General features: G+C 38.7%; 14 protein-coding genes. 8 read left to right on the top strand and 6 right to left on the bottom strand.

Annotation, left to right across the window (positions count from 1 at the left end):
- Nucleotides 1-48: 48 nt before the first annotated feature.
- The 5 genes from ACKWBX_RS05750 to ACKWBX_RS05770 form a co-directional block, all read right to left on the bottom strand.
- The gene (locus ACKWBX_RS05750; RefSeq protein ID WP_413967695.1) at nt 49-1,110 is read right to left on the bottom strand and encodes an outer membrane beta-barrel protein; all 1,062 of its coding nucleotides are present in this window, start codon (nt 1,108-1,110) and stop codon (nt 49-51) included.
- 137 nt (nt 1,111-1,247) lie between these two features.
- The gene (locus ACKWBX_RS05755; protein WP_413967696.1) at nt 1,248-2,486 is read right to left on the bottom strand and encodes an ammonium transporter; all 1,239 of its coding nucleotides are present in this window, start codon (nt 2,484-2,486) and stop codon (nt 1,248-1,250) included.
- Between the two features lie 26 nt (nt 2,487-2,512).
- Nucleotides 2,513-2,851 (bottom strand): P-II family nitrogen regulator, encoded by a 339-nt coding sequence (locus tag ACKWBX_RS05760; protein WP_413967697.1) that lies wholly within the window; start codon nt 2,849-2,851, stop codon nt 2,513-2,515.
- 290 nt (nt 2,852-3,141) lie between these two features.
- On the bottom strand, nt 3,142-3,513 hold the full coding sequence (crcB, locus tag ACKWBX_RS05765) for a fluoride efflux transporter CrcB (RefSeq protein ID WP_413967698.1): 372 nt from the start codon (nt 3,511-3,513) through the stop codon (nt 3,142-3,144).
- 20 nt (nt 3,514-3,533) lie between these two features.
- The gene (locus tag ACKWBX_RS05770; protein WP_413967699.1) at nt 3,534-3,713 is read right to left on the bottom strand and encodes a hypothetical protein; all 180 of its coding nucleotides are present in this window, start codon (nt 3,711-3,713) and stop codon (nt 3,534-3,536) included.
- 350 nt (nt 3,714-4,063) lie between these two features.
- Here ACKWBX_RS05770 and ACKWBX_RS05775 point away from each other — a divergent pair, with 350 nt between their 5' ends.
- The gene (locus tag ACKWBX_RS05775) at nt 4,064-4,450 is read left to right on the top strand and encodes a pyrophosphohydrolase domain-containing protein (RefSeq protein WP_413967700.1); all 387 of its coding nucleotides are present in this window, start codon (nt 4,064-4,066) and stop codon (nt 4,448-4,450) included.
- Between the two features lie 25 nt (nt 4,451-4,475).
- On the opposite strand, the gene ACKWBX_RS05780 is transcribed toward ACKWBX_RS05775, so the two are convergent.
- Complete coding sequence (locus ACKWBX_RS05780; RefSeq protein WP_413967701.1) at nt 4,476-5,546, bottom strand: branched-chain amino acid aminotransferase; 1,071 nt, start codon at nt 5,544-5,546, stop codon at nt 4,476-4,478.
- 105 nt (nt 5,547-5,651) lie between these two features.
- Between ACKWBX_RS05780 and ACKWBX_RS05785 the strand changes: the two genes are divergently transcribed.
- The 7 genes from ACKWBX_RS05785 to ACKWBX_RS05815 all read left to right on the top strand — a co-directional run bounded on the left by ACKWBX_RS05785 (nt 5,652) and on the right by ACKWBX_RS05815 (nt 12,230).
- Nucleotides 5,652-6,131 (top strand): DUF4920 domain-containing protein, encoded by a 480-nt coding sequence (locus tag ACKWBX_RS05785; RefSeq protein ID WP_413967702.1) that lies wholly within the window; start codon nt 5,652-5,654, stop codon nt 6,129-6,131.
- 1 nt (nt 6,132) lies between these two features.
- Nucleotides 6,133-6,801, top strand: coding sequence for a tRNA (5-methylaminomethyl-2-thiouridine)(34)-methyltransferase MnmC2 (gene mnmC2, locus ACKWBX_RS05790; protein WP_413967703.1), 669 nt, complete (start codon nt 6,133-6,135; stop codon nt 6,799-6,801).
- A gap of 120 nt (nt 6,802-6,921) precedes the next feature.
- A complete protein-coding gene (locus tag ACKWBX_RS05795) occupies nt 6,922-7,884 on the top strand; it encodes a TIGR01777 family oxidoreductase (RefSeq protein WP_413967704.1) in 963 nt (320 codons plus the stop codon).
- Between the two features lie 140 nt (nt 7,885-8,024).
- The gene (locus ACKWBX_RS05800) at nt 8,025-8,591 is read left to right on the top strand and encodes a nucleotide exchange factor GrpE (protein WP_413967705.1); all 567 of its coding nucleotides are present in this window, start codon (nt 8,025-8,027) and stop codon (nt 8,589-8,591) included.
- Between the two features lie 9 nt (nt 8,592-8,600).
- Entirely contained in the window at nt 8,601-9,722 is a 1,122-nt protein-coding gene (gene dnaJ / locus ACKWBX_RS05805) for a molecular chaperone DnaJ (protein ID WP_413967706.1), read from the top strand.
- Nucleotides 9,723-9,961: 239 nt separating this feature from the next.
- Entirely contained in the window at nt 9,962-10,900 is a 939-nt protein-coding gene (locus ACKWBX_RS05810) for an ABC transporter ATP-binding protein (protein ID WP_413967707.1), read from the top strand.
- Complete coding sequence (locus ACKWBX_RS05815; protein ID WP_413967708.1) at nt 10,893-12,230, top strand: ABC transporter permease; 1,338 nt, start codon at nt 10,893-10,895, stop codon at nt 12,228-12,230. The genes ACKWBX_RS05810 and ACKWBX_RS05815 overlap by 8 nt, the downstream gene beginning before the upstream one ends.
- Nucleotide 12,231: the final 1 nt, after the last annotated feature.

Here is a 12,231-nt window from a genome sequence, read left to right on the forward strand (position 1 = left end):
CGGGCTCCTTTCAGTTCAAAACACTATAACCAATTAATTTCTGTTGCCTTAGAATGAATAGATTGCCGCTATCAAGAAAGATGATAGACTCTTAGAGGCCATTCCGTCATTATCTAGGAAAGCTCCTAAATCATCAGACGCATTATCAAGTCTAAGTTCAGGTTTGATGGTAAAGTTTTCTATTGAATAGCTACCGGTCAATGTCACGGCAAAGACACTTTCATCTTCTACCGTTGGTCCAAAACCTATTGCATTATAGGCTCCCATTTCCTGAAAGTATTCACCTCTCAAACCAATGGTAAAGGAATCAGAAGTAGCTAATTGTGGGTATAACGCCGCTCCATAAAATCCAACACCGTCGTTATCCTGATATGCAGCATTTATACCTAGATAAAAACTGTCCGATAAATCAAAACCACCCGTATAATCTATCTCAAAACCAAGCTTGGCATTTCCATCGTAATAAAAATTCAGATATTGTCCTGCATATCCTAGTTGGGCACCTGCGGAATAAGCTCCTGGTACTCCCTGAAGTTGATTAAAATTTTCATCGGTAACATTCATTACCGCTAACATTAAACTAAAATCATCCGATAGTGCAAAATCAGCTTTTAATCCTACATGCGAGAACGGACCATAGGAAAACAAATAAGAAGTGCTGTAATTGAAATTTGCGGTTGGAGAAATAACCTCATAACCTAAATACGTGTTAAAACGTCCCAATGTAAGTGTAGTGGATTCAGAAACATTCCAATAGGCATATAATTGATTTACGAAAATACCGGCATCACCGCCAACAGCTTGTAGCCCTCTGGGACCAAATGCTAAATCTGCTACAGCTCCCGTTTTTGAGCCCTCATAGCTCGCTATAATATTCGCCATTCCCAGTGCGAAGCCTGTATCGGTTGCAAATGATGAACCCGGTGTCGCTCCTGCCGCATCCGATGAGCTTAAATTAGTTTTGAAATAAGCATCAACAGAACCTCCGAAAGTAAATTTTGGTTTTGTTTCCTCCTCTTCCTCTTGTGCAACAACCGAAACTGTTGCAAAAAGTAAAAATGTTAAAGTAAATAGATTTTTTACGAATTTTGTAGATATAATCGTTTTCATAAGTTTAGATTTTATCCCGTGAGGGATTGTTTAAGTGATTGATAAGCCTGCTATTTTGCAAGCGAGTTTAAATTTTGTGGAAAGATTATGTAACGGAGCGTTCTGCCAAACGCTCCGTTTGTGTTTCTTATTTTTGATTAATGTTGATTCATTCTGAAATCGGAATAAGCGTCCATTCCATGTTCGTGGATATCCAATCCTTCCAATTCTTCTTCTTTGGAGACTCTTAATCCTAAAGTGGCTTTTAGAACGCCCAATATAATTCCTGAAGTAATGACACAGAAGGCACCTACAATAAGGACCCCATAGAGTTGTGTCAGGAATTGGCCTGCGCCGGCCTTGTCTCCAAAAATACCTACTGCCAATGTTCCCCAAATACCACAGATAAGGTGAACCGCAACAGCACCTACAGGGTCGTCCAATTTTAATTTGTCTATCAGGGCAACTCCCAATACGATAATCAGACCGGCCAAGAAACCTATAACCACTGCTTCATTGGGGGACATTAAATCCGCACCAGCGGTGATTCCCACCAATCCACCAAGAATACCATTTAAGAACATGGTCAAATCCAAGTTTTTGTAAAGGATAGTGGAGAGGATGAAAGCTCCAAAACCACCTGCGGCAGCCGCTAAACTTGTTGTTACAAGCACTAACGAGGTCAATTCAGGGTCTGCGGATAGCACTGAACCACCATTAAATCCAAACCAGCCTAACCAAAGTACAAGTACACCTGCCGTTGCCAAAGGAATGTTATGGCCCGGTATTGCTTTGGGTTTGCCATCACTATCGAACTTTCCTATTCTAGCACCTAGCAAGGCAATGGCGACCAAGGCGGCCCATCCACCTACGGAATGCACCAAGGTAGAACCTGCAAAATCATAGAATCCCCAAGCATCCAAGAATCCGCCTCCCCATTTCCAAGCACCTACAATAGGATATACCAACCCAACATAGATTACGGTGAAAATCATGAAAGAGCCAATTTTGATACGTTCGGCCACTGCTCCGGAAACGATTGTTGCCGCGGTCGCTGCGAACATCCCTTGAAAAAGGAAATCGGTCCACCACGTGTAACCCCCATCGGCATAATCAGGTGTCATACCTCCTTCGGGAGCAGCAATACCAAAGCCCGCGAATTTTAAGAGTCCCATGTCTCCGTCTTCAAAACCAGGATACATTAGGTTAAACCCAAAGGCATAATAAAGTAAGAGACCTCCGGTGATGATAAATATATTTTTAAATAGGATATTGATTGTGTTTTTTTGTCTTGTTAAGCCTATTTCCAAAAAGGCAAAACCGGTATGCATGAAAAATACCAATGCGGTAGCTAACATCATCCATACATTATTCGCTGTAAATAATCCTGCGTCCATTTTCTTAAAGTTTTAGTTGGTTGTGTTTAGTTTATTCCTGCGTGTCCGCTCTCTTTCGTTCTTATTCGGTAAGCCTCAATAACATCGGAAACGAATATTTTTCCATCCCCGACATTTCCGGAGTAGGCAGATTCCAATATTGCATTTACCGTTTTTTCTAAAAACTCGTCAGATATTACAATGGATAAGTACCTTCTTTGAATATCTGCCGTACTGTAAGAAATACCACGATATACATGACCTTGTTTTTCATTCCCAACTCCGGTTACGTCCCAGTAACTAAAGAAGTTCACCTCAATTTGATGCAATGCCTCTTTGACATCGTCAAACTTGGATTTTCTAATAATTGCCTCGATTTTTTTCATTTGTAATTGGTTTTAATGCGTCAAATATATGTTAAAAAAATTAACACCCTCTTCAAATTTGGGGTATGTGGTTCATTTTTATGTTTATGGAAATTTAACCCCCTAAAAATTATAGGGATGAAATTTAAAGGGAATATTTTTTGAGATATTCGCTATAGCGTATTAAGAAAATGTGCTGAATATTGATAATAATTCAACAAAAACAGTTGTTATGATGAAAAATGTTTAAAAAACTACCAATTTGTACAATAATTTCTAAATTATAAGAAATATTGATTAGAATGTTGATATTATAACAATCGGCAAATATATAGTCCTAATGACACGGCAAAAACACCAACTGCAATACTCGCAATGGTATAAAAAGAGAAGTGAAGCAATGAAGCTTCCTTTAATAAGGTTTGTCCTTCCATTGCAAAAGAAGAGAAAGTGGTAAACCCTCCGCAAAAGCCTGTTGCTAAGAATAGCATTTGGTTTTGACCAATAAAATTTTGCTTTAGGGATATACCCAAAAGAATTCCAATGAGAAGACAACCGATAATATTAACGGCAAAAGTTCCTAGATAGAAATTTGGATAGTAATGGTTTAAAGATTTTGAAACCCAATAACGTAATACGCTACCTATACCACCACCAAAAAAAACGAGTAAAAATGGTTTCATACCTCGGTAAAGGTAAAAAACTAAACTGCTTTCTTATAGTTAGATGTGGCTAAATCCAATGGATAAATGACAGAAGCTGGTTTGTCAGAAATATTTTGTGCCGGTTTATTGGTTTTTTTACCAATACTTTTCATGCTAACAAGCATCATGGCTACATTTATTCCTATTAAAACCAGAAAAATTGTAAAAAAAGTCATCATAATTTGTTGCCCCTTATGGATGAATAACGCAAAATTACGTTATTTGGTATATTATACGTTCAAAATGGGCTTTTTGTTGTGAAAGCGGTAATTTTTGTGGTGTACGTAATTTTTTAGCTAATTTTTAAGGAAATACTTAATTAAAAACAAAATTAATAGGAAAATTGCGAAGAATATTCCTACCCATTTGACACCTTTATAATTTTTTTGGTGCAGTTTTAAATCCTTCTTATAGGAAAAGATGATTATTGTGATAAAAGAAATAGCAAAAAGTGCTGCGAATATGATTTGTCCAGTGCTGAACATATATTGTAAGTTTGTGCAAAATTAAAGGAAAAAGTATAGTTAAAATGAAAAATAAGATAGAAGCCGTAAAATTGTTCCATGAGTCTTTTGGTTTGGGAGTATCCAATGAAATGAAGGCAGATTTGGGAGCATCCAAAAATTTGCTACGTTTTAATTTAATGGATGAGGAGAACAAAGAATATTTTGAAGCTGCCAACAATAATGATATGGTTGAAGTGGCAGATGCCCTTGGGGATATGCTTTACATCCTTTGCGGTACTATCTTGGAACACGGTATGCAACACAAGATTGAGGAAGTGTTCAATGAAATTCAGCAAAGTAATATGAGCAAGCTTGGGGCTGATGGCAATCCTATATATAGGGAGGATGGTAAAGTGCTGAAAGGACCGAATTATTTTAAGCCGGACATTGCCGCCATATTGGATAAATAAAAAAGGCCCTCATCAGGGCCTTTTTTTAATCGGTGACTTTAAATCGCCATCCGTATTTATCTTCAGATTTATTGTATTGTATATCGGTTATGATATTTTTCAATTTACTGGCGTAATTATCCTTTACTTCGGGAAGGTCATAATCCGTACCGCGATAGCCAAAAGTTGAAATAGGGGACACAACGGCAGCAGTGCCTGCCCCGAACATTTCCTTTAACGTGCCATTCTTTGCCGCTGCTACCACTTCGGTAACGCTTATTTTTCTAACCTCGGTTTTTATTCCTAGGTCTTCCGCAATTTCAAGAATACTTTTTCGGGTGATGCCGTCAAGTATTCTATCGCTTGTGGGTCCCGTCAGCAAAGTATCGTTAATTCTGATGAAGATATTCATCGCTCCGGCCTCCTCAATATATTCATGGCTGGTATCATCGGTCCAAATTACTTGATTATATCCTTTTTGGACTGCTAGTTGTGTCGGGTAGAACTGCCCGGCATAGTTGCCGCCCGCTTTTGCATAACCAACACCGCCGTTAGCGGAACGGGAATAGGTTTCCTCTATCAATACTTTTACTTTTCCGGCAAAATAAGACCCGGAAGGCGCACAGGCTATGATAAACTTGTATTCATCGGCAGGTGAGGCATGAAACCCTTTGCCCGACGCGAATATGAACGGTCTTATATATAAGGAGCTACCGGATGCTTTTGGAATAAAGGCCTCGTCCATTTGCAAAAGCGTGGTCAGCCCGTCCATAAAGTATTCTTCCGGAAGCTCAGGAATCGCCATACGTCTTGCCGAGATGTTCAAACGTTTATGATTGTCCAATTGCCTAAAAAGGAAAATAGCATCGTTCTCGTCCTTATAAGCTTTCATGCCCTCAAAAATGGATTGCCCGTAATGGAAAATTTTTGAGGACGGTTCTAAGGTTATAGGCTGATAGGGAACTATTTTAGGGGTTTCCCAAGCTCCATTCTTATAATCACAGACCAACATATGATCTGTAAAAACCGAACCAAAGGCCAAATTGTCAAAATCTATCTCATTTATTTTGGAAGTTTTGGCCTTTTCAACAATAATATTTTTGGTAGAAGTATTCATTCAAATTCGTTTATGAGATTAAAATTAATCAAATATCCCAATCGACCCTTCTTTTTTCGTTCAAAAATGCCCAGTTTTGTAGGGTAAACGTAATTTTTAAAATATATGAAACGTTTTAACATTTTGCTTGTATTTATAGCATTCGGTTTTTCGGTCTATGCCCAGGAAAAAAATAATAATACAGATTTGGACTATAGTTCTTTCGGCGAAAAGATTACTGCTGAAAATGTTCAAAACGAAATTGGTAAAACCTATCAAACTATTGCGGTAACGGATACGGTAGTAACCAAATTCAGGGCTATAGTGAAAGAAGTGTGCAAGGCAAAAGGTTGCTGGATGAAGTTGGAACTTGCCGGAGGCGAAGAAGCAATGGTGAAATTCAAGGATTACGGTTTTTTTGTTCCAACGGATATAAATGGTAAAGAAGTTGTGGTCAATGGATTGGCTTTTGTGAACGAGATGAGCGTTGAAGAGCAAAGACATTATGCCAAAGATGGAGGTAAATCCGATACGGAGATTGCTAAAATCACCGAACCAAAAAGAACCTATAGTTTTGAAGCGGATGGGGTTTTGGTAAAAGATTGATTTGAAAAGGGAAATCATAACCACGGGAGATGGCTCCAAAACCATCCAAATAAAGGATTGGGACGAGCAGTACCATTCTAAACACGGAGCGGTTCAGGAAGCTTATCACGTATTTATTGCAAACGGACTTGACCTTTTCTCAGATGAGAAAATAAGTTTACTTGAAATCGGTTTCGGTACCGGTCTAAATGCTATTATAACATTGATAGAGTCCGAAAAGCGAAGCTTGGAGGTCCATTATCATGGGGTAGAGGCGTATCCCGTTATTTTGGATGAGGTGAAAGAACTGGATTATCTTTCTACATTAAATGCAGCCCATCTACAAAACGAATTCAATAAAATGCATAGTTCAGCTTGGCAGGAAGAAATAGCCGTAAATGCTAAATTTTCCTTGTTTAAGGATAAAAAAGATTTTAAGGACATTCAAGATAAGAATTCGTTCAACCTTATTTATTTTGATGCTTTTGGTGCGCGTGTACAACCGGAACTCTGGACAGAGGCCATTTTTCAAAAAATGTTCAACGCATTACAAAATGGGGGCTATTTAGTGACCTACGCTGCAAAGGGCAGCGTTAGAAGGGCTATGTTGGCGGTCGGTTTTTTGGTAGAAAGGCTTCCCGGGCCTCCGGGAAAGCGAGAAATGCTGCGTGCTAGAAGACCTATTTCATAAAATCTGTTACTTTTTTAATAATCATAAAATTTCTTAAAGTGCTCACTGCAAGTTAAACAACACTGTTAAATCCAAATTAAAGCGTATTACTATCCTGTTCAAAACTAATACCTTTAAACTATGAAAGTGTTGATAACAGGTGCTACGGGATTGGTTGGAAAGGAATTGGTGAAATTATGCCATTCCAAAGGCTATTGGGTAAATTATTTGACCACGAGTAAAAACAAAATTGTTTCAAAGGAGAATTATACCGGGTTTTACTGGAATCCAAAGGAGGGCGAAATCAATGCTGATTGTTTCAAAGATGTTTCCGTAATCATAAATTTGGCGGGAGCCAGCATATCAAAAAGATGGACATCCGAATATAAAAAAATAGTTCTCAAAAGTAGGATAGATTCTTTGAGGACGTTGCACAAAGCAATAGGATCACAGGCAAATCATAGTATCAAATCATTTATTTCGGCCTCGGCAATCGGTATTTATCCAAATTCTTTGGAAAATTTCTATTCTGAAAATAATAATGCTGTGGATGACAGTTTTTTAGGTGAAGTAGTAGCAGCTTGGGAAAAAGAAACGGATACTTTTGAGCAATATAGTTTTAGGGTTTCAAAAGTACGTATTGGTCTGGTGCTTTCCGATAAAGGAGGGGCACTTCCAGAGATGGTAAAGCCCATAAACAATTATGTTGGTGCCGCTTTTGGCAGTGGAGAGCAATGGCAATCTTGGATACACATTACAGATTTGGCAAGAATGTTTCTTTTCATTGCGGAAAATGATTTAGAAGGTACGTTTAATGCAGTTGCACCTAATCCGGTTACCAATAATAAAATGGTAAAGGAAATAGCCAAAGTTTTGGAGAAGCCTATTTTGCTACCCAATATACCAAGGTTCAGTATGAGATTATTGTTAGGTGAAATGTCTTATATCCTGTTTGCAAGCCAACGTGTAAGCAGTAAAAAAATAGAAGAAGAAGGCTTTAACTTCACTTTTCAGAACGTTTGTGCTGCCTTGGAAGCTATCTATGAAAAAAACGGGGAATGTAATCCTATAAAGCAAAACATGGAGGAAGAATATATTTCTTAAGATTACATCTCGCCAAGTCGATATTTATAGTATCACCCGCTAATAGCGGGTTTTTTTATTTTCTTTAATGACATTTTGACATTTTTAAAGAATTGGCAGTACTTTTGCCACCTTCAAATCGGCGATTAATTTATTAGGATATGAACAAAAAAGATAAAAATATAGAAGAAGAGTTATCGGAAACAATTTCTCAAGAAGATATTTTGGAGAATGGGAATGGGGAACAGGAAGAAGTTGTAAATGAAGAAAATGAATTGACCGAAGAAGAACAACTCAGGGAAGATTTAGCCAAGGAAAAGGATAAATTTTTAAGACTGTTCGCAGAATTTGAGAATTATAAAAGAAGGACATCCAAAGAGAGAATGGAACTTTTTAAAACGGCAGGTCAAGAAGTTATTGTATCGCTATTGCCTGTATTGGACGATTTTGACCGGGCGCTGAAAGAATTGTCCAAATCCGAGGATAAAGAAATGTTTAAAGGTGTGGAGCTCATAAACGGCAAGTTGAAAGAGACGCTCAAATCAAAAGGATTGGAAAACGTTGAAGCGAAAGCCGGAGATACTTTTGATGCTGAAATACACGAGGCGATTACGCAAATTCCTGCTCCTAGCAAAAAAATGAAAGGTAAGGTCATTGATGTTATTGAAAAAGGATTTAGACTGGGAGATCGTATTATTCGTCACCCCAAAGTAGTCGTTGGAAACTAAGAAGCAGGTATGAAGGAAGATTATTATGATATACTTGGCATAAGTAAAAGTGCCTCTACAGCCGAAATTAAAAAAGCCTATAGGAAAAAGGCGATTGAGTACCACCCAGATAAAAACCCGGGAGATAGCAAGGCCGAAGAAATGTTCAAAAAGGCGGCCGAGGCATATGAAGTATTGAGCGATGCCGATAAAAAAGCGAGATACGACCAATTTGGACATGCTGCTTTTGAAGGTGGCGGCGGCTTTGGCGGCGGAATGAATATGGATGATATCTTCAGCCAGTTCGGGGATATCTTTGGTAGTGCTTTCGGCGGCGGTGGAGGTTTCAGTGGTTTTGGAGGCTTTGGCGGTGGCGGTCAACGCAGGGTAAAAGGGAGCAATCTTCGCATCAGGGTGAAATTGACCTTGGAAGAAATAGCCAACGGGGTAGAGAAAAAAGTGAAGGTCAGAAGAAAAGTGCAGGCGGACGGGGTTACCTATAAAACTTGTACCACCTGTAATGGTCGTGGTCAAGTGACAAAGGTTCAGAATACCATTTTAGGTAGAATGCAAACGGCGGCCACATGTAGCAGTTGTAATGGTAGTGGTCAAATATTGGATGGAAAACCAGGTGATGCCGATGCGCAAGGGTTAAAGGTAGCGGAAGAAACTGTATCTATCAATATACCGGCCGGTGTGGAAGAGGGCATGCAATTAAAAGTTCCCGGTAAGGGTAACGATGCTCCCGGAAATGGTGTTCCCGGGGATTTGTTGGTGGCAATTGAGACACAAGAACATAATACCCTTAAAAGAGAAGGCGATAATCTTCATTATGATTTATACGTAAGTATATCCGAAGCGGTTTTGGGAACCTCTAAAGAAATCGATGCCGTAGGAGGAAAAGTGAGGATTAAACTGGAGCCCGGCATTCAGTCCGGTAAAATTTTACGTCTGCGCGGCAAGGGTATTTCAAGTTTGAACGGTTATGGTAGCGGAGACCTTTTGGTACATGTGAATGTTTGGACGCCAAAGGAATTGAATAAGGAGCAGAAAGAATTCTTTCAACGGATGCAAGGAAATGATAATTTTGAACCCAAGCCGGAAAAATCCGATAAGTCATTTTTTGAAAAAGTTAAAGATATGTTCTCTTAACGTCAAAATCTTTTGTTTTTAAATAAAAAACGTATATTTGAGTCAATATTGGGAGACCAATATTAATTTTCTTTTTCATAGCAATTTTTTTCCCATCCTTGATTCTTTGAGGGTGGGTTTTGCTTTTATAACCTTTAGTGTTGAACCTCAGATTGTTGAATCTATGAATTGGTTGTTTGAACAGTATTAGTTTTTAAACGCTTTTAAAACATTTCAATATCTTTGAATAAATTGCTTTCATGAATAAAATTTTGGTCGCCAACGAAGTCACCAAACATTTCGGAGACCATACCGCTTTAAAGAATGTTTCTTTAGAGATTCCCAAGAACAGTATCTACGGGTTACTAGGTCCAAACGGGGCCGGAAAAACCACTTTGATCAGGATTATCAATCAAATAACGTATCCTGATCAAGGAAAGGTATACTTTGATGGGGAGCTGTTAAAGCCCGAACATATTGCTCAAATAGGATATTTGCCCGAGGAACGCGGATTATATAAAAGCATGAAAGTTGGGGAGCAGGCACTGTATTTGGCCCAACTGAAGGGCATGACCAAAAAGGAAGCCAAGGCCAAATTAAAGTATTGGTTCGAAAGGTTGGATATAGGGGATTGGTGGAATAAAAAAATTCAGGAACTTTCCAAGGGAATGGCCCAGAAGATACAATTTATCGTAACCGTTTTGCATGGGCCTAAACTACTCATTTTTGATGAACCTTTCAGTGGCTTTGATCCCATTAATGCCAATATTATCAAGGATGAAATTTTAAAATTAAAGGAAGAAGGAGCTTCCATTATTTTTTCTACACATAGAATGGAATCTGTGGAAGAGTTGTGTGAATACATCGCTTTGATACATCGGTCGGAGAAAATTTTGGACGGAAAGCTTTCAGAAATCAAAAGGGCATATAAACAGAATATTTTTGAAGTAGGAATGGAAATCATTGCTCCACAAGAATTGCTGTCCAAGCTGGAAAATCAATTTAAACTCTTACAATCGGATTTTAATGAAGAAGAGAAGCAATTGAATTTTTCGGTACAGCTTCCTTCAAATGATGCTAATAGTTTATTGCAGTATTTGGGGAGTAAGGGCAGTATTAATGGTTTTGTGGAAACCATACCCACCGCTAATGATATTTTCATAAGTACGGTTAAAAATAAAGGCACTTCCCATGAGTAAATTACCGCTGATCATAAAAAGGGAATATTTGGCGAAGGTCCGGAACAAGTCTTTTGTAATAATGACTTTTCTTAGCCCTATTTTAATGGTGGGGATGATTTTGCTGATTGCTTATTTGACGCAACTCAACGACAATGAAAAAAGAGTCATCGCTATTTTGAACGAAAGCGATTTTTTTTCCAATGAGTTCGTTACTTCGGAGAGCACTTCTTTTGTCAATTTTAAGGACATCACGCTAGAAGAGGCCAAAGATTCTACCGCAAGTTTGGGCTATCATGGGCTGCTGTACTTGCCAAGTGAGGCAAGTTTGGAAATTGTGGCAAATCGTTCTTTTTTCTATAGCAAAGAGGCTCCTAATTCTAGTGTGCTAGAGCGGTTGGAACTAACGATAAAAGAACGCTTGAGACAGGAACGACTCAGGGAATTGGGGATTTCCACCGATGAATATGCGCAAATGGACAGCGACTATGAAATCAACATCTCCACTTTTGACGGGGTTCAAAATGTAAAGGGAATCAATGAAATAAAAGCTTTTATAGGAGGCGGATTCGGCTACTTGATAATGATGTTCATCATCATATATGGCGGTTTTGTAATGCGTAGTGTCATCGAGGAAAAAACTAGCAGGATCATAGAAGTCATTATATCATCCGTAAAGCCATTTCAATTAATGCTTGGGAAAATAATTGGCACCTCCTTGGCCGGTGTAACACAGTTCGCCATCTGGATAATTTCCGGTTCGTTGTTATTGTTCGTAGCATTGGCAATTTTCAATATAGACCCGGCTACGCTCTCAAAAGGTAGTGTAACGAGTGGAATGGGAGTTGGCCCCGATCAAGGAATTTCTGCCGTGGACATGACCATGCAATTGTATGCGCAGGAGTTGTTTGCCATTCCATGGGGGTTATTGTTGTTTTTCTTTTTGATTTATTTCATAATGGGTTATCTGATCTACAGCTCTATATACGCCGCTATTGGTGCAGCAGTAGATAATGAGACAGATACGCAACAGTTTATTTTTCCGGTGATACTGCCATTAATGTTGGCAATTTATGTGGGTTTCTTTTCCGTTTTCAGCAATCCCCATGGCCCAATAGCCGTTGGGTTTTCTTTGTTTCCATTGACTTCCCCGATTGTAATGCTCATGCGTTTGCCTGGCGGTATTGGCGAAGGCGGCGTCCCCGTGTGGGAACTGGTAACATCTTTATTAATTTTAATAACTACCTTTATTGGTATAGTATGGCTCGCCGCTAAAATTTATAGGGTGGGCATTTTAATGTATGGTAAAAAACCGAGCTACAAAGAGATTTTTAAGTGGCTCAAGTATTGAT

The sequence above is a fragment of the Maribacter algae genome (genome assembly GCF_047345745.1).
GTDB lineage: Bacteria > Bacteroidota > Bacteroidia > Flavobacteriales > Flavobacteriaceae > Maribacter.

Excerpts from the sequence above, each read along its gene's own strand:
- ACKWBX_RS05750 (WP_413967695.1), bottom strand. The coding sequence starts at position 1,110 with ATGAAAACGATTATATCTACAAAATTCGTAAAAAATCTATTTACTTTA.
- ACKWBX_RS05755 (WP_413967696.1), bottom strand. The coding sequence starts at position 2,486 with ATGGACGCAGGATTATTTACAGCGAATAATGTATGGATGATGTTAGCT.
- ACKWBX_RS05760 (WP_413967697.1), bottom strand. The coding sequence starts at position 2,851 with ATGAAAAAAATCGAGGCAATTATTAGAAAATCCAAGTTTGACGATGTC.
- crcB (WP_413967698.1), bottom strand. The coding sequence starts at position 3,513 with ATGAAACCATTTTTACTCGTTTTTTTTGGTGGTGGTATAGGTAGCGTA.
- ACKWBX_RS05770 (WP_413967699.1), bottom strand. The coding sequence starts at position 3,713 with ATGATGACTTTTTTTACAATTTTTCTGGTTTTAATAGGAATAAATGTA.
- ACKWBX_RS05775 (WP_413967700.1), top strand. The coding sequence starts at position 4,064 with ATGAAAAATAAGATAGAAGCCGTAAAATTGTTCCATGAGTCTTTTGGT.
- ACKWBX_RS05780 (WP_413967701.1), bottom strand. The coding sequence starts at position 5,546 with ATGAATACTTCTACCAAAAATATTATTGTTGAAAAGGCCAAAACTTCC.
- ACKWBX_RS05785 (WP_413967702.1), top strand. The coding sequence starts at position 5,652 with ATGAAACGTTTTAACATTTTGCTTGTATTTATAGCATTCGGTTTTTCG.
- ACKWBX_RS05795 (WP_413967704.1), top strand. The coding sequence starts at position 6,922 with ATGAAAGTGTTGATAACAGGTGCTACGGGATTGGTTGGAAAGGAATTG.
- ACKWBX_RS05800 (WP_413967705.1), top strand. The coding sequence starts at position 8,025 with ATGAACAAAAAAGATAAAAATATAGAAGAAGAGTTATCGGAAACAATT.
- dnaJ (WP_413967706.1), top strand. The coding sequence starts at position 8,601 with ATGAAGGAAGATTATTATGATATACTTGGCATAAGTAAAAGTGCCTCT.
- ACKWBX_RS05810 (WP_413967707.1), top strand. The coding sequence starts at position 9,962 with ATGAATAAAATTTTGGTCGCCAACGAAGTCACCAAACATTTCGGAGAC.
- ACKWBX_RS05815 (WP_413967708.1), top strand. The coding sequence starts at position 10,893 with ATGAGTAAATTACCGCTGATCATAAAAAGGGAATATTTGGCGAAGGTC.